Genomic DNA, 22,302 nt, shown 5'->3' on the forward strand with positions numbered 1-22,302 from the left:
TCAGTCTCTCGCCACGAGCAGTCCCTTCGCCGTACCCGCGACGGCGATCGCGCCGTCCTCGTCCGTACGCAGCACCGTGGCACCTCCGGCCCGCAGCGCCGCGACCGTACTGGGGGCCGGGTGGCCGTACGGGTTGTCCGCGCCGACCGAGATGAGGGCCAGCTGTGGAGTCATCGTCCGTATCAGCCCCGGATCCTGGTAGGCCGAACCATGGTGGGCGACCTTCACCACGTCCACGGCTCCCAGGGCCGCCGCCTCCGGGGATCTCGCCAGTTCCCGCTGGCCGGGTGGTTCCAGATCGCCCAGGAGCAGCAGGGTCAGCCCGGCGGAGCGGACCAGCATGGTCACGCTGGCGTCGTTCGGTCCGTCCGGCGCGACGGCGTCGCCCGGCGGCCACAGCACCCGCCAGGTCAGGCTTCCCGTGCGCCGCTCCTCCCCGGCCACGGCCCGCGTCAGCGGGATCCGCCGGGCCTCCGCCTCCCTGCGCACGAACGCGGCCTGGTCCGCGGGTTCCTCGAATCCCGTCGCCGCGATCGCCCCCACCGAACGCCCCCGCAGCACGCCCGGCAACCCCATGACATGGTCGGCGTGGAAGTGGGTGAGGACGACGAGCGGGACACTGGTGATGCCGAGCGAGGTCAGACAGCGGTCGACCAGCACCGGATCGGGCCCGGCGTCCACGACCACCCCGGCACCGTCGCCCGCCGCGAGGACGGTCGCGTCCCCCTGTCCCACGTCGCACATCACGAAGCGCCAGCCGGGCGGCGGCCACCCCGTGATCACCCTGGTCAGCGGCGGCGGCTGCACCACGACCAGCGCGAACGCCACCAGTGACGCCCCCACCAGCCAGGGGTGGCTCAGCAGCCGCCGCCCGACGAGGACGACGACCACGGTGACCAGGAGCAGCAGCAGCGCGCCGGTCCAGCTGCCCGGCCAGTCCACTCCCGCGCCGGGCAGCGACGCCCCGGTGCGGGCGATGTCCGCGATCCAGCCGGCGGGCCAGCTCGCGCACCAGGCGAGGCACTCGGCCACGGGCATCGCCACCGGGGCCGTCGCCAGTGTGGCGAACCCCAGCACCGTGGCCGGGGCCACCGCGAACTCGGCGAGCAGATTGCACGGCACCGCCACCAGGCTCACCTTGGCCGACAGCACGGCGACGACCGGCGCGCACACCGCCTGCGCCGCCCCGGCCGCGGCCAGCGCCTCGGCCGGGCGCGGTGGCACCCGGCGCCGCTGGAGGGCGGCGCTCCAGCGCGGGGCGAGGGTGAGCAGCGCTCCGGTCGCGAGGACGGACAGCAGGAAGCCGTAACTGCGGGACAGCCACGGGTCGTACAGCACCAGCAGCAGCACCGCCGTCGCCAGCGCGGGGACGAGCGACCTGCGGCGCCCGGTCGCGATGGCCAGCAGCGCGATCGAACCGCAGGCCGCGGCCCGCACCACACTCGGGTCGGGCCGGCACACGACCACGAAACCGAGTGTCAGCGCACCGCCGGCCAGCGCCGTCGCCCGCAGCGGAATCCCCAGCCGGGGCGCGAGTCCTCGTCGCTCGGCCCGCTGTGCCAGCCCCGGGGGCCCGATGAACAGCGCCAGCAGGATCGTGAAGTTGGCGCCGCTGACGGCGAGCAGGTGCGTGAGGTCGGTCGCCTTGAACGCCTCGTCCAACTCGGCCGGCACCCGTGAGGTGTCCCCGACGACGAACCCCGGCAACAACGCCCGCGCGTCGGCGTCCAGCCCGTCGGTCGCCTCCCGCAGCCCGGCCCGTAACCGCCCCGCGAACCGCTGCACCGTGCTCGGCTCCTCCACGACCACCGGCGCCCCGCCGCCGCGCACCCGCAGCGCGGCCGCCACCCGGTCTCCCCCGACCATCGCGGGCACGGCCTGCGCCGTCACCCGCACCCGGGTGGACGGCAGCAGCGAGAGCCAGGCCGCCCGCGCGGCCCGTCCCTCCACGTCGACGATGACCAGTACCGGTGTCCGGGTGTCCACGGCCGTCCCGTCCAGGCTCCGCACCCGCCGTACCTCGGCCTGGAGGAGCACGGCGGTAGGTGCCGCGTGGTTGCCCTGGATCCGGGGGCGGGTGAGCCGTGGGTCGGAGGTCAGCTCGGCCTCCGCGGTCACCCGGGTGTACCGCTCGGCCAGGGCGGGCACCGGGCCTCGCCGCAGATCCGCCCCATGCAGTCCGGCGGAGGCCGCGGCCGCGCCGGCACACAGCAGGACGGCCGCGACGGGCACCCGCGTCCGCCCCCGTCCGCGCACCCGCGCCCACACCCGCCCATGCCCATGCCCATGCCCCTGCCCGGGGACGAGCAGGGCCAGGCCGACGACCAGGCAGACCAGGACCACACCCATGACCCACCCGGGCGAGGCGTGGACCGTCAGCGCCGCCGTCCCCCACGCGGCCAGCGCCGGAGGCACGAGACGCAGATCCGTCGGCCCCTCCTGCCGGGGGTACGGGTCGCCGAGCCGGGTACCGGAGGCCGCGTGCACGGCGGCCCGGGACGGCGTGGCCCTCGCGGGAGCACCCCGCGCGGGAGCACCCCGCGCACCGGCCACCGCCCGCGATGTCTCCTCCTCGGTCGTCCTCATGGCCGTACGAGATTCCGCAGGTCGGCGAAGCGTCGGTCGCCGATGCCGTTCACCTCGCGCAGTTCGTCGACCGAGCGGAAGCCGCCGTGCTGGGTGCGGTAGTCGATGATGTGCTGGGCGAGAACGGGGCCGACACCGGGCAGGGTGTCCAGCTGGTCGGGGGTGGCCGTGTTGAGCGAGACGGGAGCCGCCGGGGCCGCCCCGGCGGCGGCTCCGCCGGTACCGGCCCCGCCGCCCGGTCCGGGCATCGCCCCCGGTGCGGAGACCGGTGCCGGGCTCCCGACCAGGACCTGTTCGCCGTCCACGAGGAGCCGGGCGCGGTTGAGTCCGTCGGTGTTCGCCCCCGGCCGCACCCCGCCCGCCGCGCGCAACGCGTCGGCCACCCGGGAACCGGCCGGCAAGCGCTGGATCCCCGGCCGGCGCACCTTCCCGCCGACGTCCACGACGATGGCGGGCCCGGCGGTGGAAGCGACCGCCCCGGCCGGGGTGCCCGCCCCGGCCGCCGAGCCGTCCGGAGCTCCCACGCGCACCACCTCGGGCGCGCTCACCGGCTGGGTCCGGCCCGCCCAGAAGTGCTGTGCCGCGAACACCGCCGCGACGACCAGCACCACGCTCAGCGCGACCACGCTCTTGCGCTCGATGCCGCACCGCACCTGCAACCACAGCGGCAGCCGCTCCCGCACGGCCGGCCCCACCCGCTCCCGCCAGGCCCCCCGCTCGCCGACGGAAGCACCGGAGCCTCCAGCCCGCTCCACCCGAGCCTCGCCCACCTCACAAGCGCCGGCCTCGCCCACCTCACCGGCCTCACCGACGCGGTCGACCTCACCGTCCCCGGCCTCCGCCGACCTCCCCCTGCGCGCCCCGGGCGGCTCGGGCGGCCCGTGCCCCAACTCCCGTGGCTCCCCGGCCCTTTCCGGGAACAGCGCCTCCGCGCGCAGGCGAAGCGTCTCCGCCGCGGCCTGGCGGCGGCCGGACCTGCCCCTCGGCTGCCGGGAGCGGTGCCGAGCGCGCCCGTCGGAGGACGGACCGCGCCCCGGCCCGCTGGTGACCGTCGCCGTCCGTGGACGTGGCTGTGTCTGTGTCTGTGATCCTGAACGTGATCGAAGTGCCATGCGACGAGGATCGGGCAATCCCGCCGCTCGCGATGATCTTGCTCAATTCCCGTGGATTACTACCCGGTTGTGGACAACTCCGTCACCCCCACGGGCGACAGACTCACCGGGGCGAGACGACCGCCCCCAGCAACCCGGGCCCCGTATGCGCCCCGATGACCGCCCCGACCTCGCTCACATGCAGGTCGGCCAGCCCGGGCACCCGCTCCCGCAGCCGCTCCGCGAGGGCCGCGGCCCGCTCGGGCGCGGCGAGGTGATGGACGGCGATGTCGACCGGTGCGCCGCCCGCCCGCTCGGCGACGATCTCCTCCAGGCGGGCGATGGCCCTGGACGCCGTACGGACCTTCTCCAGCATCTCGATACGGCCGCCGTCCAGCTGCAGCAGCGGTTTGACCGCGAGCGCGGACCCGAACAGTGCCTGTGCCGCGCCGATCCGTCCGCCCCGGCGGAGATAGTCCAGGGTGTCGACGTAGAAGAACGCGGAGGTCCCTGCGGCCCGTTTCTCGGCGGCCGTGACGGCCTCGTCCACGGTGCCGCCCGCCTCCGCGGACTCGGCGGCGGCCAGGGCGCAGAACCCGAGGGCCATCGCGACCATGCCGGTGTCGACGACGCGCACCGGCACGGGTGCCTCGCGGGCCGCGAGGGCGGCTGCGTCGTACGTGCCGGAGAACTCGGCGGAGAGGTGGAGGGAGACGATGCCCGTGGCGCCCGACTCCGCGACCCTGCGGTAGGTCTCCGCGAACAGTTCGGGGCTGGGGCGGGAGGTGGTGACGGACCGTCGCTTCTGCAGTGCCTGGGCGAGGGAGCGCGCCGAGATCTCGGTGCCTTCGTCGAGCGCCTCCCCGCCGAGGACCACGGTCAGGGGTACGGCGGTGATGCTGTGACGCTCCATCGCCGGCGGCGGCAGGTAGGCCGTTGAATCGGTGACGATCGCGACATGGCGGGACATGAGCTGGAGGTTACCCGCCGAGCCCCGAGGACGGCAGCCCGCCCCCTCTCACCTGGGGCCGGGCGGAGCGGACCGAGCGGGACGAGCGCGTCGTCCGGCTCAAGTCGTGCTCTCCGGGCGGGGCTTCTTCTGCCATGGGTAGGTCGGCCGCGCGCTCGGCGGTGTGATCGCGGGCCTGGGCGGCTCCTGGCCACCCTGCGCCCCACCGCCACCGGATCCGGCACCACCGGACTCGGCCCCGCCGGACCCAGCGCCGCGGGCCCCGGAAGTCTCCTGCCAGGTCTGCCCGCCGGAGGCCGTGGGCTCGGGCTTCGGCGCCTCCGGCCAGACCGAGGCGGGTTCCGTCGTCCAGTGCCGCAGCGCGCCCGCTTCGACGTCTATCTGTGCGCTGAGCGTGTCCAGGTCGTCCTCGGCGAACTTGCGGGCCCGGTCGTGTGCGGCCCAGCGCAGCGAGTCGGCGGACTTGATGATCCGCTCCGTGCGCTCGCGCAGCGCGGGCAGCCGCTGGGCGAGCTTGCTCCGGTCCGGCTCGGGCTCCAGGCGCCGCAGTTCGTCGTCCAGCTCGCGGCCGTGCTTGCTGAGCTGGTCGAAGAGGGTCAGGGACTCCTTCAGGGACTCGTCCTCGCCCACGCCCGCCTGCAACGCCTCCTGGGTGGCCCGCATCGAGGTGCGCAACTTCAGTCGCAGATCGGCCAATTGTCCCACTGGGCCGGGCTGGGCCAGGCTCCTGGCGCGCAGGGTGGTGTCCTCGACGGTCCGCTTGGCCTGTGTGATCGTGCGGTCCACACCGCGCTTGGCCGCGCCGACCGCCTTCACCGTGGCGTACGCGCCCAGCACCACAAGCAGCACGAAGAGCAGGGCGACGACTGCGATGACGGCTTCCACGACGCGCTCCTTCTCCGAACCTTCTCCGACCGGCACGGCATGTGCTGCGGCGCTCTTCAACGGTAAACGCAACAGGCAGGTCCCGAGTTCCATCCGAACCCGGAACCTGCCCGTAGGGGACGACCCCGAACCGCTGCCCGACAGCAGCCGGACGACTACCGGCAGCCATCACCGTGGGCGCCCCCTGCCACCGGCGGGGCCGCCCCACCGAGCCCCTCGGCTCACGTGACGATGTTCACCAGCTTCGGCGCCCGCACGATCACCTTGCGAATAGGCGCTCCCGCCAGTGCAGCGACCACCTTCTCGTCGCCCAGGGCCACCTTCTCCAGCTCCTCGTCGGAGATGGCCGGCGACACCTCCAGCCGGGCCTTGACCTTGCCCTTGATCTGGACGACGCAGGTGACGGCCTCGTCGACGACGTACGCGGGGTCGGCGACGGGGAAGTCCCGGTGCACGACGGAGTCCGTGTGCCCCAGCTTGCGCCACAGTTCCTCGGCGATGTGCGGGGCCAGCGGGGCGACCAGCAGGACCAGGGACTCGGCGACGGACCGGGACACCGGGCCGCCCACCTTGGTCAGGTGGTTGTTCAGCTCGGTGACCTTGGCGATCGCGGTGTTGAACCGCATGCCCTCCAGGTCCTGGCGGACGCCGTCGATGGCCTTGTGCAGGGCCCGCAGGGTGTCCTCGCCGGGCTCGGTGTCGACGACCGTGACCGCGCCGGTGGCCTCGTCGACGACGTTGCGCCACAGCCGCTGCAGCAGCCGGAACTGGCCCACCACCGCGCGCGTGTCCCACGGCCGGGAGACGTCCAGCGGTCCCATCGCCATCTCGTACAGGCGCAGCGTGTCGGCGCCGTACTCCTCGCAGATCGACTCCGGAGTGACCGCGTTCTTCAGGGACTTGCCCATCTTGCCCAGCAGCCGGCTGACCTTCTCGCCCTGGTAGTAGTAGGCGCCGTCGCGCTCCTCCACCTCGGCGGCGGGCACCGCGAAGCCACGGCTGTCGCGGTAGACGAAGGCCTGGATCATGCCCTGGTTGAACAGCTTGTGGAACGGCTCGGCCGAGGAGACGTGTCCCAGGTCGAACAGGACCTTGGACCAGAAGCGCGCGTACAGCAGGTGCAGCACGGCGTGCTCGGCGCCGCCGACGTACAGGTCGACACCGCCGTGCGGCTGCTCCGCGCTCGGGCCCATCCAGTACCGCTCGATCTCCGGGTCGACCAGCTTCTCGGAGTTGTGCGGGTCCAGGTAGCGCAGTTCGTACCAGCAGGAGCCGGCCCAGTTGGGCATGGTGTTGGTCTCGCGCCGGTAGCGCTTGGGGCCGTCGCCCAGGTCCAGGGTGACGTTCACCCAGTCCTCGTTGCGCGACAGCGGTGTCTCGGGGCGGGTGTCGGCGTCGTCCGGGTCGAAGGTGCGCGGCGAGTAGTCCTCGACCTCGGGCAGTTCCAGCGGCAGCATCGACTCGGGCAGCGAGTGGGCGACGCCGTCCTCGTCGTAGACGATCGGGAAGGGCTCGCCCCAGTAGCGCTGGCGGCTGAACAGCCAGTCCCGCAGCCGGAAGTTGACCGTGCCCCGACCGGAACCGGAGCGCTCCAGCCACTCGGTGATGCGTGCCTTGGCCTCGACGACGCCCAGGCCGTCCAGGGAGACGCCGTCGGCGGTGGAGTTGATGATCTTCGCGTCGTACGAGCCGAAGGCGTCCTCCCAGGTGGAGGTGTCCGTGCCGCGGCCGTCGGTGGGTTCGACGATGCAGTGGATCGGCAGTTCGAAGGCGCGCGCGAACTCGAAGTCGCGCTGGTCGCCGCAGGGTACGGCCATGATCGCGCCGGTGCCGTAGCCCATCAGGACGTAGTCGGCGATGAAGACGGGGACCCGCTCGCCGTTGACCGGGTTGGTCGCGTACGAGCCGATGAAGACGCCGGTCTTGTCCTTGGCCTCGGCCTGCCGCTCGACGTCGGACTTCGAGGCGGCCTGCGCGCGGTAGGCGGCGACGGCGCCGGCCGGGGTCGGGTGCCCGCCGGTCCACACGTCGTGGGTGCCCTCGGGCCAGGCGTCCGGGGTGAACTTGTCGACCAGGGGGTGCTCGGGGGCCAGCACCATGTAGCTCGCGCCGAACAGGGTGTCGGGGCGGGTGGTGAAGACCGTGATGTGCTCGCCGTCGACGGGGAAGTCGACGCGGGCGCCCTCGGAGCGGCCGATCCAGTTGCGCTGCTGCAGCTTGATGGCCTCGGGCCAGTCCAGCTCGTTCAGGTCGTCCAGCAGCCGGTCGGCGTAGGCGGTGATGCGCATGTTCCACTGGCGCAGCTTGGCCTTGAAGACGGGGAAGTTGCCGCGCTCGGAGCGGCCGTCGGCGGTGACCTCCTCGTTGGCCAGGACGGTGCCCAGACCGGGGCACCAGTTGACCGGTGCGTCGGAGGCGTAGGCCAGGCGGTACTCGCCCAGGACGTCGGCGCGTTCACCGGCGCTCAGCGCGCTCCAGGAGCCGCCGGGCAGTGCGCGCTCCCCGGCCTCGAACTGGGCGACCAGTTCGGCGATGGGGCGGGCCTTGTCCGCCTCGTCGTCGTACCAGGAGTTGAAGATCTGCAGGAAGATCCACTGGGTCCACTTGTAGTAGTCCGGGTCGATCGTGGCGAACGACCGGCGCTTGTCGTGGCCCAGGCCCAGCCGGCGCAGCTGGGACTTCATGTTGGTGATGGCGGCTTCGGTGGTGATCCGGGGGTGCTCACCGGTCTGCACGGCGTGCTGCTCGGCAGGCAGGCCGAAGGCGTCGAAGCCCAGGGTGTGCAGGACGTTGTGGCCGGTCATCCGCTGGAAGCGGGCGGAGACATCGGTGGCGATGTAGCCCAGGGGGTGGCCGACGTGCAGGCCCGCACCGGACGGGTACGGGAACATGTCCATGATGAACTTCTTGGGCCTGGCGGCCAGCTCGGGGTCGCCCGCCAGGTCGCCGCTCGGGTTCGGCGCGGCGTAGGTGCCCTCGGCGTCCCAGAAGTCCTGCCAGCGTGCCTCGATCTCGGCCGCGACGGCGGCCGTGTAGCGGTGTGGCGCGGCATCCACCGCCGCACCTGTGACAGCGGGGTTCGTCTCGCTCATGATCCTCAAGGCTCCATCGATCGTCTCTGCCAGCGGGCTGTTCGTCCAGGTTCGTCCGGGAAACGAAAAATCCCCTCGCACAGGAGGGGACGCCGCGCTGATGCCGACCACGCCGTTCACCGGCGGTCGGGACTGATCAGCGCGGCTCGCTAAGCAGAAGGCGTACGGCACGCATGGGCTCAGGGTACCGCAGCCCCGATGGACACAGACCAGCGGCGTGTCAGCCACGGGATCCGGCCAAAAAAGTTGAACCTTATTCAAAACTTACTTCGCGTAACGACCCCTAAGGGGCAACACAGATGTGAGATTGGCCCTTGATAACAGCGCAATAACTCAAACCTCGTACCGCCCGGTATTGGCACCACTTACAGTTCGACGACGGGACCGCTTTCCCGAACTGTTCGGAGTTGCCCCCATGAACCGTCCTCGCAGTAACAGCTCGCTGCCCCAGACAGGCCGCTCGGCCTATGGGATAGCCACGGCTGCCGCTCTGCTGCTGATACCCGTAAGTGTGCTGGTCGGAGGTGACGCGTACCGGGAGTTCCTCGACTTCGGAGCGGGCGTTCTCTCGCTCGTCTCGCTGACGCTCTCGGTGCTCTGGGGGCTCGTCGCCCAGGACCGGACGCTGCTCACCGTGCGCCAGCGGATCATCGGCCAGGCCGTCCACCGGACGACCGCGATCGCCTCGGTCGCGTTCCTCGTGCTGCACGTCTCGGTCAAGCTGGCGCTCAACCACGTGTCCGCGATCGCCCTGTTCCCCTTCGCCCTCGGCGTGACGGGTTCGGGCGTGCTCATCGGTTTCGGCGCGACCGCCGGTTCCCTGATGATCTTCGTCGCCATCACCGGTGCGCTGCGCAGCAACTTCGCCTCCCCCGCGCCGGTCGCGGCACGCTGGCGCGCGATGCACATGATGGCCTACCCGGCCTGGTGTTTCGCGCTGGTGCACGGACTCTACGCGGGTCGCGAAGCGAAGCCGGTCTTCGTGATCCTCTACTCAGCCGGCCTGGTCGCCGTCGCCGCCGCCCTGCTGCTGCGCGCCGCTCCCCGCCAGGTCAAGCGCGAGGTGGTCGAGCGCGTCGCCGCCATCCTGGGCACCGACGGCCAGCGGCCCCCCGAGGTCGACGAACTCGTGAAGTCCCGCTCCGCCCTGCAGGGCATGGACGAGACCGGCGGCGGACGCCGTGAGGGCGGCAGGCGCGAAGGCGGACAGCGCGACCAGATGCGCGACACCGGCCAGTTCCCGCTGCCCGGCTTCGGCGGCGGCCAGGGCAACCCGCCGCTCGGCGACCCGCTGGTGCCCCCGCAGCGCGCGGGTGCCTCCGCCGACAGCGGCCCCGGTTTCGCCGCCGCGTACCGCGCGGTGTCGATGACCCCGCGCACCCCCGAGCCCACCGCGCCCTATCTCACCCAGCAGCAGCCGCCGTTGGACATGCAGCCCACCCAGGCCATGCCCCGCATGGACGACGGCTCGACCACGGGCAGCACCCGCTGGCCGGCCCCGTCCCCGCCGCCGGTCGGCGAGGCGCCCCCGTCGTCGTACGACCCGATGCAGGACACCTTTGCCGGGCAGCCGATCGGCGGGCAGTCGTACCAGGGGCAGGCGTATCCGGGCCAGACCTACCAGGGCGAGACGTACAACACGGGGGCCAACCCCGTGGTCCCCGAAACTTCCTACGGAACCGCTGAGACGAACGCCCCCTACGGCACGTACAACCCGAACGACACGTACAACAGCGGTCCCGCCACTGATGCGCTGTCCGGCTACGACGACTACAACCAGCCGGGCTCAGGCGAACCCTGGAACGCGCCTTCCGGAGGATATAAGTGAACGAGGCCCTTCCCGACGTCCCCGAAGTCCGAGTGGTGGGGCTCCCCCAGCTCACCTCGGGCTTCGACCTCGTCGAGAGACTCGACCTCCCCATGCACCTGAAGGTGCACGGTCCGCTCGAACCGATGGGCGGCGAGCAACTCGCCCAGCTGTCCGAGCGGATCAATCTGAAGGGCAGGGGCGGCGCGGGCTTCCCGTTCCACAAGAAACTGCGCTCGGTCGCCGAGTCGGCGATCAAACGCGGCATCCGACCCGTCGTGGTCGTCAACGGCAGCGAGGACGAACCCGCCTGCCGCAAGGACACGGTGCTGATCAACCGTGCCCCGCACCTCATCCTGGACGGTGCTCTGCTGGTCGCCGAGGCCCTGGGCGCCCGTCAGCTGGTCATCGGGGTGACACGTGAATCCACCGAGCGCTCGATGGAGGCGGCCCTCGCCGAGCGCGGCCTGAGCAACCGGCGCGGCGCCGCGATCCGCGCGAGCGTGCAGCGCAACCCGGTCCGTATGGTCACCGGCGCGGCCGGCTCGCTGATCCGCTCCATCGACGGCGGCCCGCCCATCCCGCCGGGCCGCAAGACCAGCGCGTCCAAGAGCGGTGTCGGCGGCGCGCCGACCCTCCTCTCCAACGCCGAGACCTTCGCCCAGCTCGCCATCGGCGCCCGCATCGGCTCCGAGCGGTACGGCAACACGGGCCTGTACGACGAGCCGGGCACCGTCATGCTCACCGTGTCCGGCGCGGTCGCCCGCCCCATGGTGATCGAGGCGCCCACCGGTGTGCCGCTGCGCTACATCCTGCAGCTGGCCGGCGCGCCGCCGGTCCCGCAGGGCGTGCTGACCGGCGGCTACCACGGCAAGTGGATCGACGCGGCGACGGTCAACGAGGCGGTCGTCTCCCGCAACTCGCTGGACGCGGTGGGCGGTGCGCTCGGCGCGGGCGCGATCCTGCCGATCAGCCAGGACACCTGCCCGCTCGGCGAGTCGCTGCAGGTCGCCAAGTGGCTCGCCGAGGAGAGCGCGGGCCAGTGCGGTCCCTGCTACCTCGGTCTGCCGGCCGCCGCGCGCGGTATGGAGGACATCCTCAACGGCGGTGGTCCGGCCGCTCTGGAGGCCCTCAAGCAGGTCGCGAAGAACGTCAAGCGGCGCGGCGCGTGCTCGCACCCGGACGGCTCCGCGATGTTCCTGGAATCGACCGTCAAGGCGTTCACGGACGACCTCGCCGCCCATGTCCTCGGCAACGGCTGCGGCCGTCCCGTCGAGGGTGTGCTGCCGCTCTTCGAGGGCGGCAGGATGCCCACCGGCATCCCGGGCGGCACCGGCGAGGAGGAGGGCGGCGCGAGCCGTCAGAAGATCTACGTCGACTGGACGCTCTGCCGGGGCCACGGTCTGTGCGCCGACATCCTCCCGGAGGTCTTCCAGCTCGGCGCCGACGGCTTCCCCACCGTCGCTCAGGCGAAGGTTCCCCAGTACGCGGAGGCCAAGGCGCTGCGCGCGGTGCGCCGCTGCCCGGCGCTCGCCCTGCGCATCGAGGAGGACAACCGCCCCTCCGCCCCGTCCCGGAACCTCCCGGTCCTCTCCCAGGGCCGTGGCCGCCGGGCCCTGGGCAGCGGTCGCTGACGTAAGCACGGAGAAGGGCGGGTCACCCCCACTCGGGGTGACCCGCCCTTCTCCGTGCCACCGGAGCCCCAACAACGCGAAAACCCCGTCCACTTGGACGGGGTCTCTCGGTGAAACTTGTGGAGCTAAGGAGAATTGAACTCCTGACCTCCTGCATGCCATGCAGGCGCTCTACCAACTGAGCTATAGCCCCTTGCGGTGTTCTCCGCCCGGTCTCCCTGGCGACGACGCCAACATTACCGGTCCTCCGCGCGCACCACCAAATCGTTTCCGGCGGGTGCGAACAATGGGCGGATCGGGGCGCTTATGCCGGATTTCGAATCGCCTCTCGCGCAACCGGCGTTCACGCGCCCGTCCGCCAGGGCCGCCCTGCGGGCCCTGGGGCGGCCGTGGCCGCCCGGGAAGGAGCGACAGCCATGGACGGGCGCGGAGTTGACGCTCAGGCCGTCACGAACGAATAGAAGCGTTTGAGTGTGCAGTGCTCTTCGAGGAGCCGGCCGTAGATCGGCTCGCCCTCCAGCTCGCGGTACGTCTCGATCGGGTCGCCTTTTATGATCAGCGCCCGCGCGCATTCCTCGCACCAGTACTGGTAATCGGCGTTGACCGGCTCCATGTCACGGACGATGGGCGTGCCGCTGCCGCACCAGTCGCACTTCCTCCTGTGTGCACCCATCGATCAGCTCCAGCTGTGGCCGCAGGCCGTGCACACGTAGGAGATCCCTCCGTTGTCACCGAGGACTTGGGCAACGTGGAGCGAGCCGCAGGAAGGGCAGAGGAGGATGGTCTTGCTCCGCATCGCCACCGCTGCGGAAAGGTCGTGGACCCTCCCGCGGATGCTCGCAGGCATCGCTTCTCCCTCCCGTCGGGCCGCGCCCCCTTCCGGCCGTTTGATTCTGCCACGGCCGGACCAATACGGTCAGCGACGCCTTCGTACCAGTCCGGGCACGGAGCGGGAAAGAAGGCCGTCCGCAGAGGTATACGCCCACGAGGCCTTACCTGCTCAAGAAGGGACGCAGGTCACACACGAAAAATCCCGCTCCCTCGCGGGAACGGGATCTTCTGTACCGATCTGTCGAACTGTGGAGCTAAGGAGAATTGAACTCCTGACCTCCTGCATGCCATGCAGGCGCTCTACCAACTGAGCTATAGCCCCTTGCGTTCTTCCCGCTCGGCGGGCGAACAAGAAGAACTTTAGCCTGCGACCGGCCGGAAAGTGAAATCCGGCTCCCGGGCCGCCTGACCAGGCCTCTTACGGGGCTCGGTCGCCGTCCGTGGCTCAGTCGTCGTCGCCGAGCACCGGCTCGGGGAGCGTCCCGGCGTTGTGCTCCAGCAGCCGCCAGCCGCGGGCGCCCTCGCCGAGGACGGACCAGCAGCAGTTGGAGAGGCCGCCGAGGCTCTCCCAGTGACGGGGCTCCAGGCCGAGGAGCCGCCCGATGGTGGTGCGGATGGTGCCGCCGTGGCTGACCACCACCAGCGTGCCGTTGTCCGGGAGCTTGTCGGCGTGCCGGAGCACGACGGGGGCGGCTCGGTCGGCGACCTCGGTCTCCAGTTCGCCGCCGCCGCGGCGGATCGGTTCGCCGCGCTTCCACGCGGCGTACTCGTCGCCGTGCCGGGCGATGATCTCGTCGTGCGTGAGGCCCTGCCAGACGCCCGCGTAGGTCTCGCGCAGGCCCTCGTCGTGGCTGATCTCCAGGCCGGTGAGCGCGGCCAGCTCGGCGGCCGTGTTCGCGGCGCGCCTCAGGTCCGAGGCGACGATCGCGTCGGGCCCCAGGGAGGCGAGCAGCCGGGCGGCGCGGCGGGCCTGGCCGAGGCCGGTCTCGGTCAGCTCGACGTCCGTGGTGCCCTGGAAGCGGCGCTCCACGTTCCACGAGGTCTGGCCGTGCCGCCAGAGGATGAGGCGGCGGCCCCGGCCGCTGCCGCCGGCGGTGTCGATGCCGCCGGTCACCGCAGCTCCTCGCCCAGCTCGGCCTCCTCCTCGGCGGCCCGCAGCTTGGCGTGCTCCTCACCCTTGCCCCGGGTGGCCTTGGCGTCGGCGGGCAGCTCCAGCTCGGGGCAGTCCTTCCAGAGCCGCTCCAGGGCGTAGAACACCCGCTCCTCGCTGTGCTGGACGTGGACGACGATGTCGACGTAGTCCAGCAGCACCCAGCGGGCCTCGCGGTCGCCCTCACGGCGGACCGGCTTGGCGCCGAGGTCCTTGCTCAGCCGCTCCTCGATCTCGTCGACGATCGACTTGACCTGGCGGTCGTTGGGCGCGGAGGCGAGCAGGAAGGCGTCCGTGATGGACAGCACATCGCTGACGTCGTACGCGATGACGTCGTGCGCGAGCTTGTCGGCGGCCGCCTGTGCGGCGGTGGTGATGAGCTCGAGGGAGCGGTCGGTGGCGGTCACTACACGGCTTTCGGTCGTCGGTCAGGAACCCTCACGGGCTACCCCAAGGGTCTCACGGCCCACCGACACCGCCCCACGTGTTAATCGATCAGGCCCCGCAGCGGTGCCGATACCTCGGGTGGGTACGGCGGCTCCGGGGCCCGTTCGCGATCATGCCGGCCGGATCAGCCCGTGGTCCCCGTGGCTCCGGGGGTTCCCGTCGTCCCGGTCGTCCCCGTCGCTCCGGCCGGGTCGGTCGTCTCGTAGTTCTGGCCGAGTACGACGGAGACGTCGGCGTTGGAGGTGGTCTCGCCCTTCTTCACGGCGCCGGTCGGCAGGCCGAGGGTCTTGGCGACCTCGATGGCGTCCTGCTTGCGGGCCGGATCGGAGTAGGTGACCTGGGAGGTGGCCTGGGCCGTGGCGGTGGCGCCGGCGTCGAGGAAGGTGTAGCCGCCGTTGAGGACGGTCACCCGGGCCTGTTCGGTGGCGTCCTTCTCGCCGGTGGCGTTGCGGATGCCGACCCGGACGGCGTCCCCGGCGTCGGGGCTCTTCGCGGCGCCGCCGAGCAGGTCCTTGACCACGCTGTCGGAGTCCTCGGCGCTGAGGGTGCCGTCCTGCTGGACGGGCAGCAGTTCGGTCTCGTAGTCGCCGCCCTTGGCGTGGTCGGCGAGCCCCGCGAGGAAGGTGCCGAGGTCCTTGTCGCTGAGCGAGGGGTCGAGGATCTGGGCCAGTGTCTGCACGGTGACCGTGGCGGCCTGGGAGTCGGAGGACAGCTTGCGCAGCACGCCCTGCACGACCTGCCCGAACCGCTTCAGCTGCGCGTCCTGCGACTCGCCGGAGGCCCGGTAGGTGGCGTAGGCGACGGCCATCTTGCCGCTGAGGGTCTGGGCCTTGCCCTTGGTGACGAGGGGGGCCGTGCCCTTCTTCTTCGCCTCGGGGTCGGGCACGTCGGTGTTCGTGTCGACGTCGATGTTGCCGACGAGTCCGACGAGGTTGTTGAGATAGGGGGTGTCGAGCCGCCAGGTGCCCTCGATGTCGGTGCCGAGCACGGTGTCGAGCGCGTCGCGGGTACCGGAGGAGCCGTCGTCGTCGACGGACTTGGCGAGGGTGGTCGTGGTGCCGTCGTCGCCGGTGAGGGCGAGGGCGTTGGGGATCAGGACGGTGGCGCCCCGTCCGGTGGTGGTGTTGTTCACGAGCAGCGCCGTGGAGGTACCGCCCCCCTTGGTGTCGTGCAGGTGGACGACGATCACGTCCCGTTTCTGGGCGGCCGCGGAGGTCGTGGTGCCGGTCCGCCCGTCCGAGGAGGCACCGGGCAGCATGCCGGCCCACCACAGGTAGCCGACACCGCCGACCGCGACCAGGGCGAGGACCACGGCCAGGGCGACCATGCGGCTCTTGGCGCGCCGCTTGGCCTCCTCACGGCGCTCGGTGCGGTTCTCGGTGAAGTTCAGCCAGTCGATGACGTCCTCGGAGTCACCGTCGGGCTCCTCGACGAAGGCGAACTGCTCGGTGCGGTAGTCCGGTTCGTCCGGACCCGGCTCCGCGGAGTCGCCCTGGGCCCGGGACCCGTCCTCCTCTGCGGTGTCCGGCGGCGCCGACTGCTGCGGGATGTAGGCGGTCTGCTCGGCGGCGGGGGCCGCGCGGCCGCCGGCCGCGCTCTGCCCGTAGGGGTCGTACGGGTCGTACGCGTCGTAGGCGGGCCCCGGCGTCTGCTCACCGGTGCCGTAGCCCTGCCCGTACGTCTGGTTCTGGCCGTAGCCCTGGGTCTGCTGCTGCTGGACCTGGCCGGTGGCGTACGGGTCGTAGCCGTAGCCCTGGCCGTACGCCTGGTACTGCCCCTGCGGCTGCTGTGACCCGTAGGGGTCGTAGGCCTGCTGCTGGGGAACCTGCTGCTGCGGCACCTGCTGAGTGGGTGCCTGTCGGTACACCGGCTGTCCGTACTCGTCGTAGCCGACGAGTTCGTAACTCTGGTCTCCCCCGTAGCCGCCGTCGTGTCGGTCGTTCACCGGTGCCCCTCTCGGCTCACTCGCCGCGGTACAGCTGCCGCTTGTCGATGTAGCGCACCACGCCGTCCGGCACCAGGTACCAGACGGGATCGCCCTTGCCGACTCTCGCACGGCAGTCCGTGGAGGAGATGGCGAGGGCGGGGACCTCGACCAGGGAGACCCCGCCCGCGGGCAGGCCGGGGTCGGTCAGGGTGTGACCCGGACGGGTGACCCCGATGAAGTGCGCGAGGGAGAAGAGCTCCTCGGCGTCGCGCCAGGTGAGGATCTGGCCCAGGGCGTCGGCGCCGGTGATGAAGAAGAGGTCCGAGTCGGGGTTCAGCTCGTGCAGTTCCCGCAGGGTGTCGATCGTGTACGTGAGGCCCTTGCGGTCGATGTCGATGCGGCTCACGGAGAAGTGGGGGTTCTCGGCCGTCGCGATGACCGTCATCAGATAGCGGTCCTCGGCCGCCGAGACCGAGCGGTGGGACTTCTGCCACGGCTGGCCGGTCGGTACGAACACGACCTCGTCGAGACCGAACTGCGCGGCGACCTCCTGGGCCGCCACGAGGTGCCCGTGGTGGATCGGGTCGAACGTGCCGCCCATGACGCCGAGCCGGCGTCGGCCGGGCTCCGACGGGCGGTTCCCCGGGGCGCCGGAGGCGCTGTCGGCCCGGCCGTCCGTGGTGTCGTGTGCCTGGTCCGCCGCCTTGTCGTGCTCCGGACCGGTAGGCGTTTCCTGCTCTCCCATGCGTGGAGAGCCTACCGGCCCGGCCGACGCGCACCGTTCGAACGTCCTTTTGCGCGGATTAGCGGTCGCGGTTGAAGCGGGTGGTGATCCACAGCAGCAGCATCAGGGCGACGAAGGCTCCGCCGCCGGTCAGGTAGGGGCTCAGGCTCTCGTGGTTGCCGCCGTGCTCCCCGCCGCCCTCGGCGGCGAGAGTGACCAAGTCGGCAGCGGTGCTGTGGAAGCTCATCGTCGGCGTGACCTATCCGGGTGTGGGATCGGGATAAAGACCCGCCCATCGTAAGCGGGGGGCCCGCCGGCGATCACGCCGACTCCGCCCGGGAGTGAACACGGGCCCCGCCGCGCGCGTACTTCCCTCACGAGACAACCGTTCGCGGACCGTGGACGTCCTTCCTCTCGGCGGGCGTCAGTCGTCCCGCTTGTAGCCCCGCAGCAGGAACCACGCCATCAGGACGGAGCCCAGGACCATCACGATCAGCACCACACGCAGCAGGTTGCCCGGCCCCTGCTCCTTCGCGGCGAGGTCCGCGGCCTCGGTGAGCCAGGCGGACGCGTGCGGGTGCGGGAGATGTCCCATGGAGATCGCTCCTTACGGTTGATGCCCTGCCACGGTAACTCCGCCTAGGCTGGACCCCGCTTCGGGGGCAACATGGGCAAACAGAGCATGGGGGAAACATGCCGGACGACAGCCACGAGCAGAACGGCCACGACAACGGGCACGAGAACGTGCCGAGCAGGCAGCGCAGGCGCTTCGAGGGGATCTCCTCCCGGGCGTACGAACACCCCGCGGACCGCTCGGCGCTGGTGGCGCTGCGCAAGCTCAGCGGCTTCGACACGGTGTTCAAGGCGCTCAGCGGTCTGCTGCCGGAGCGCAGCCTCAGGCTGCTGTTCCTGTCCGACTCCGTACGGGTCTCGGACCAGCAGTTCGCCCACCTCAACACGATGCTGCGGGACGCGTGCTACATCCTGGACCTGGAGAAGGTCCCGCCGATGTACGTGAACCAGGACCCGCAGCCCAACGCGATGTGCATCGGTCTGGACGAGCCGATCATCGTCGTCACCACCGGGCTCGTCGAGCTGCTCGACGAGGAGGAGATGCGGGCGGTCATCGGGCACGAGGTGGGCCACGCGCTCTCCGGCCACTCGGTGTACCGGACGATACTGCTCTTCCTGACGAGCCTCGCCCTGAAGATCGCCTGGATCCCGCTGGGGAACATCGCGATCATGGCCATAGTGACCGCGCTGCGCGAGTGGTTCCGCAAGTCGGAGCTGTCCGCCGACCGCGCGGGCCTGCTGGTCGGCCAGGACGTCCAGGCCTCGATGCGCGGTCTGATGAAGATCGCCGGCGGCAACCACCTGCACGAGATGAACGTGGACGCGTTCCTCGCGCAGGCCGAGGAGTACGAGGCCGGGGGCGACCTGCGTGACTCCGTCCTCAAGATCCTCAATGTGCTGCCCCGCTCGCACCCCTTCACCACCGTGCGCGCGGCCGAGCTGAAGAAGTGGGCCGAGTCCCGCGACTTCCAGCGGATCATGGACGGGCACTACCCGCGGCGCAGCGAGGACAAGGACACCTCGGTGACCGACTCCTTCCGCGAGTCGGCCTCGCACTACACGAGCAGCGTCAAGACCTCGAAGGACCCGCTGATGAAGCTGGTCACCGACATCGCGGGCGGCGCGGGCGACCTGGGCAGCCGGGTCCGCCGCGGCTTCGGCGGTGGCGGCGGCACGGCCACCGGCACCGCCACGGAGGACCGGCCGCGGGACGACGAGTGACGCGGGACTGAGAGCAGAGCGGCCGGGCTGCGCCCCTGAAACGCGGGGGCGCAGCCCACTGCGTTCCAGGGGCGCGGGGAACTGCGCGAGAAGCCCCACCGGCCCCGCGGGCGACGACGCACCCGCGGCCTCACACCTTCGGCTGCGCACTCTCCGCCAAGGTCCCGCACAACGCCGTCGCGGCACCCGTGCCGTAGGGATCGGTCCCGGCGGCCGGCCCGCCGGCCTTCGCGGTCTGCCCGGCCAGCAGCGGCCGCAGATGGTTCGTGGCGTCGTCGGCGCAGGCCAATGGCCCGGCCTGGACGTAGGAGACGACGAGCTCGACCTGGTGGGTGCGCAGATCGTCCTGGTCGAAGCGGAAGTGCAGCTCGCGCCGGACGGTGAACAGCGAGGCCTCCGCGTCGGCCGGGCCGCCGGACGGCCGCAGCGCGTACACGAGGGTGTGGGCGGCGACGACCTCCAGGGTGCCGGAGTCGAACTCGGCGGCCTGCAGGGTGCCCTGTACGCGGACCTTCCGGTCGGCGAGTTCCGCGCGGGCCGGGTCGAAGCGGACCAGCCAGCCGGTGGGCGCGTGCCGCCCGTCCGCCGCCGGATGGTCGAAACTCTGCTCGAACTGGTCGAGCTGTTCGGAGTCGAGCAGCCGCCGCACCGGCTGGACGGTGGTGCCGCCGAGCACCTCCGGGTCGAGCGCGGAGGCGACCAGGTACTCCTTGGCGATGGTCAGCGCGGAGACGACCTGGCTGTCGGTGAAGTGCTCGGTGCGCCGGGTGGCCGGCATGGTGATGCCCTCGGCCCCGACCCGGAACCGGGCGGCCGGGCTGTGCGCGTACAGCGTCTCCGGCTCCGTGGCGCCGGGCACCGCGGACTGCGGGGACAGCGGGATCACCGTCATCCGCAGCGGCTCGGTGGGCTTCGCGGCCGGAGTGTCGTACGGATGGCGGACGCCCATGTAGATCGCGGTGGCGAAGGCGAGGGCGATCAGCAGCACGAGGACCAGGGCCTGCCGGGAGAGGCCGCGGCGTACGGCCGGGCGGCGGCGTACGGCCGGGGCGTGGTCGGAGAGGCGTTCCTGGGCGGAGAACTCCTGGAGGCGGGCAGCACGGATGAACGATTCGTCGAAGACGACGGATCGGTATTCGTCCTCTCCACCGCCGGGGGCGCCCTCGGGGCTCCCCTCAGGTGGGTTTCCGGGCCCGCCCATACATGGAGAGTAGGTCTTCCGGGGCCTCGGTAAACGCCCTGCTCCACCACAAGTTCTGACAGGTCCTCACCAAGGTTCACGCACCAGGGGCGCACCGCGCTCCGGGGCCCGCACGCGGCGCGTCAGGGGGTGCGGGGGTCCGCCGACACCGCCGGCTGGGAGAAGTCCGCGGAGGCGGAGGGGCCGGTCGGGGTGCCCTGTCCGACGCCGGTGGTGGCGGGCGGCAGCGGGACCTCGCCGCGTCCGGAGGAGGCGCCCCGGTAGACCGCGGTGAAGGCCAGCGCGACCATGCCGATGCCCATCACCAGGGCGAGGATCCAGGCGACGGGCCGGTGCCAGCGGGTCTGCTTGCCGTACGGCCTGCCGTAGGCCCCGTCGGCGCCGTAGCGGGCCTCCAGGACCTCGGGGTCGTCGAGGTCGTCCAGGTCGTCGTCGCGGCCGAAGTCGGGGCCGTCGGAGCCGAAGCCGTCGTCGTAGCGGTCGTCGTCGCCGCGTACGCCTCTGGAGTGGGCCCGGCGGGCCTCGGCCTCCTGGGCGGCGGCGCGGGCCTCCGCTGCTGCGAGCAGACGTTCGATCGCGGTCGGCTCGTGGACCACGGCCGCCCGTACGAAGTCCTCGTCGAAGACCACGGAGGCGAACTCTTCGTCCATACCCCCGCGGTCGCGGTCGTCGTCGGGCTCCCAGCCGTTCGGGAACGGCGTGCCCCCCACGTCCTCCGGCACGGATCCAGAGTAGACCGGGGTGGTCAATTTGGGCAGACGGTAAGGAAATTCATCCGTTTTGCCAGCTGGACACCAGGCTGTTCACAGGAACGGACCGGCGCCCCCCGAGCCCCGTGCGCCCCCTCAGCGCCGTACGTGCCCGTCGCCCGTGACGATGTACTTCGTGCTGGTCAGCTCGGGCAGACCCATCGGGCCCCGGGCGTGCAGCTTCTGGGTGGAGATGCCGATCTCGGCGCCGAAGCCGAACTGGCCGCCGTCGGTGAAACGGGTCGAGGCGTTGACGGCGACCGTCGTGGAGTCGACCAGCTGGGTGAAGCGGCGGGCCGCCTGCTGGGAGGTGGTGACGATCGCCTCGGTGTGGCCGGAGCTCCACAGCCGGATGTGCTCCACGGCCCGGTCGAGCGAGTCGACGACGGCGGCGGCGATGTCGTACGACAGGTACTCGGTCTCCCAGTCCTCGGTCGTGGCCTCGACCACGGTGGCCTTGGAGTCCTTCGCGTACGCCAGGACCCGCTCGTCGGCGTGGACGGTGACCCCGGCCTCGGCGAGCGCGTCGAGGGCGCGGGGCAGGAACTCGGGGGCGATGTCCTGGTGGACGAGGAGGGTCTCGGCGGCGTTGCAGACGCTGACCCGGTGGGCCTTGGAGTTGATCAGGATCTCGACCGCCGTGTCGAGGTCGGCCTGGGCGTCGACGTAGACGTGGCAGTTGCCCGTGCCGGTCTCGATCACCGGGACGGTGGACTCCTCGACGACCGAACGGATGAGGGAGGCGCCGCCGCGCGGGATGAGCACGTCGACCAGACCGCGGGCGCGCATCAGCTCGCGCACGGAGTCACGGCTCTCGCCGGGGACGAGCTGGACGGCGTCGGCGGGCAGGCCGGCGCCGCCGACGGCGTCCCGGAGGACCCGGACGAGGGCGGTGTTGGACTCGTAGGCGGAGGACGAGCCGCGCAGCAGGACCGCGTTGCCGGACTTCAGGCAGAGGGCGGCGGCGTCCACGGTCACGTTCGGGCGGGCCTCGTAGATGATGCCGACGACGCCGAGCGGGACCCGGACCTGGCGCAGGTCGATGCCGTTCGGGAGGGTGGAGCCGCGGACGACCTCGCCGACCGGGTCGGGCAGCGCGGCCACGTCACGGACGTCGGCGGCGATCGCGCGCACCCGCTCCGGGGTGAGCGTGAGCCGGTCGACGATCGCCTCGCTGGTGCCTGCCTGACGGGCCTTCTCGATGTCCTTGGCGTTGGCCTCGACGATCTCGCTCGTACGGACCTCCAGGGCGTCCGCGATGGCAAGCAGCGCGTCGTCCTTGTCGGCGCGCGGGAGCGGCGCGAGGTCGGCTGCGGCGGCCTTGGCACGGTAGGCGGCCCGGGTGACCGGCGTCATGGAGTCGTAAGGCGAGAGCGAGGTCATGGGGAAAGGGTAGTGCGCCCGGCGGAGGCGT

The 22,302-nt window shown here is 71.7% G+C and carries 18 protein-coding genes and 2 tRNA genes; 3 read left to right on the forward strand and 17 right to left on the reverse strand.

The window, feature by feature from the left end; translation table 11 throughout:
* From J8M51_RS03400 to leuS, 5 genes are all read right to left on the reverse strand, one after another.
* Complete coding sequence (locus J8M51_RS03400; RefSeq protein ID WP_086762332.1) at positions 1-2,487, reverse strand: ComEC/Rec2 family competence protein; 2,487 nt, start codon at positions 2,485-2,487, stop codon at positions 1-3.
* Between the two features lie 95 nt (positions 2,488-2,582).
* Positions 2,583-3,698 carry a ComEA family DNA-binding protein gene (locus tag J8M51_RS03405; protein ID WP_267298954.1) on the reverse strand — a complete coding sequence of 372 codons (1,116 nt, stop codon included), beginning with the start codon at positions 3,696-3,698 and terminating at the stop codon, positions 2,583-2,585.
* A 103-nt stretch (positions 3,699-3,801) separates the two neighbouring features.
* Complete coding sequence (locus J8M51_RS03410; protein ID WP_216588087.1) at positions 3,802-4,647, reverse strand: DegV family protein; 846 nt, start codon at positions 4,645-4,647, stop codon at positions 3,802-3,804.
* Positions 4,648-4,746: 99 nt separating this feature from the next.
* Positions 4,747-5,532, reverse strand: coding sequence for a hypothetical protein (locus J8M51_RS03415; protein ID WP_086758305.1), 786 nt, complete (start codon positions 5,530-5,532; stop codon positions 4,747-4,749).
* 221 nt (positions 5,533-5,753) lie between these two features.
* Positions 5,754-8,624: a leucine--tRNA ligase gene (leuS, locus tag J8M51_RS03420; RefSeq protein WP_086758306.1), complete on the reverse strand. Its 2,871-nt coding sequence runs from the start codon at positions 8,622-8,624 to the stop codon at positions 5,754-5,756.
* 415 nt (positions 8,625-9,039) lie between these two features.
* On the opposite strand from leuS, the gene J8M51_RS03425 reads away from it, so the two are divergent.
* Entirely contained in the window at positions 9,040-10,452 is a 1,413-nt protein-coding gene (locus J8M51_RS03425; protein WP_216869088.1) for a ferric reductase-like transmembrane domain-containing protein, read from the forward strand.
* Positions 10,449-12,065: an NADH-quinone oxidoreductase subunit NuoF family protein gene (locus tag J8M51_RS03430; RefSeq protein ID WP_086758310.1), complete on the forward strand. Its 1,617-nt coding sequence runs from the start codon at positions 10,449-10,451 to the stop codon at positions 12,063-12,065. The genes J8M51_RS03425 and J8M51_RS03430 overlap by 4 nt, the downstream gene beginning before the upstream one ends.
* A 120-nt stretch (positions 12,066-12,185) precedes the next feature.
* On the opposite strand, the gene J8M51_RS03435 is transcribed toward J8M51_RS03430, so the two are convergent.
* From J8M51_RS03435 to J8M51_RS03475, 9 genes are all read right to left on the reverse strand, one after another.
* Positions 12,186-12,258: transfer RNA gene (locus J8M51_RS03435), tRNA-Ala, on the reverse strand.
* Positions 12,259-12,504: 246 nt separating this feature from the next.
* The gene (locus J8M51_RS03440; RefSeq protein WP_005479297.1) at positions 12,505-12,738 is read right to left on the reverse strand and encodes a hypothetical protein; all 234 of its coding nucleotides are present in this window, start codon (positions 12,736-12,738) and stop codon (positions 12,505-12,507) included.
* Positions 12,739-13,145: 407 nt separating this feature from the next.
* Positions 13,146-13,218 (reverse strand) — tRNA-Ala (locus tag J8M51_RS03445).
* Between the two features lie 123 nt (positions 13,219-13,341).
* Entirely contained in the window at positions 13,342-14,010 is a 669-nt protein-coding gene (locus J8M51_RS03450; RefSeq protein WP_086754870.1) for a histidine phosphatase family protein, read from the reverse strand.
* Positions 14,007-14,453, reverse strand: coding sequence for a ribosome silencing factor (rsfS, locus tag J8M51_RS03455; protein WP_086754871.1), 447 nt, complete (start codon positions 14,451-14,453; stop codon positions 14,007-14,009). The genes J8M51_RS03450 and rsfS overlap by 4 nt, the downstream gene beginning before the upstream one ends.
* A 164-nt stretch (positions 14,454-14,617) precedes the next feature.
* Entirely contained in the window at positions 14,618-16,438 is a 1,821-nt protein-coding gene (locus J8M51_RS03460) for an LCP family protein (RefSeq protein ID WP_086754872.1), read from the reverse strand.
* A gap of 16 nt (positions 16,439-16,454) precedes the next feature.
* Positions 16,455-17,165, reverse strand: coding sequence for a nicotinate-nucleotide adenylyltransferase (gene nadD / locus J8M51_RS03465; protein ID WP_086754873.1), 711 nt, complete (start codon positions 17,163-17,165; stop codon positions 16,455-16,457).
* A 58-nt stretch (positions 17,166-17,223) separates the two neighbouring features.
* The gene (locus J8M51_RS03470; protein ID WP_045557516.1) at positions 17,224-17,391 is read right to left on the reverse strand and encodes a hypothetical protein; all 168 of its coding nucleotides are present in this window, start codon (positions 17,389-17,391) and stop codon (positions 17,224-17,226) included.
* 177 nt (positions 17,392-17,568) lie between these two features.
* Complete coding sequence (locus J8M51_RS03475; protein ID WP_086754874.1) at positions 17,569-17,739, reverse strand: hypothetical protein; 171 nt, start codon at positions 17,737-17,739, stop codon at positions 17,569-17,571.
* A gap of 98 nt (positions 17,740-17,837) precedes the next feature.
* On the opposite strand from J8M51_RS03475, the gene J8M51_RS03480 reads away from it, so the two are divergent.
* A complete protein-coding gene (locus J8M51_RS03480) occupies positions 17,838-18,938 on the forward strand; it encodes a M48 family metallopeptidase (RefSeq protein WP_086754875.1) in 1,101 nt (366 codons plus the stop codon).
* A 130-nt stretch (positions 18,939-19,068) separates the two neighbouring features.
* On the opposite strand, the gene J8M51_RS03485 is transcribed toward J8M51_RS03480, so the two are convergent.
* From J8M51_RS03485 to J8M51_RS03495, 3 genes are all read right to left on the reverse strand, one after another.
* The gene (locus J8M51_RS03485; protein ID WP_086754876.1) at positions 19,069-20,139 is read right to left on the reverse strand and encodes an SCO2583 family membrane protein; all 1,071 of its coding nucleotides are present in this window, start codon (positions 20,137-20,139) and stop codon (positions 19,069-19,071) included.
* Between the two features lie 122 nt (positions 20,140-20,261).
* Entirely contained in the window at positions 20,262-20,861 is a 600-nt protein-coding gene (locus J8M51_RS03490; protein ID WP_086754880.1) for an SCO2584 family spore wall biosynthesis protein, read from the reverse strand.
* A 123-nt stretch (positions 20,862-20,984) separates the two neighbouring features.
* Complete coding sequence (locus tag J8M51_RS03495; RefSeq protein ID WP_086754877.1) at positions 20,985-22,271, reverse strand: glutamate-5-semialdehyde dehydrogenase; 1,287 nt, start codon at positions 22,269-22,271, stop codon at positions 20,985-20,987.
* Between the last annotated feature and the right edge of the window lie 31 nt (positions 22,272-22,302).

This window comes from Streptomyces griseiscabiei, from assembly GCF_020010925.1.
GTDB lineage: Bacteria > Actinomycetota > Actinomycetes > Streptomycetales > Streptomycetaceae > Streptomyces > Streptomyces griseiscabiei.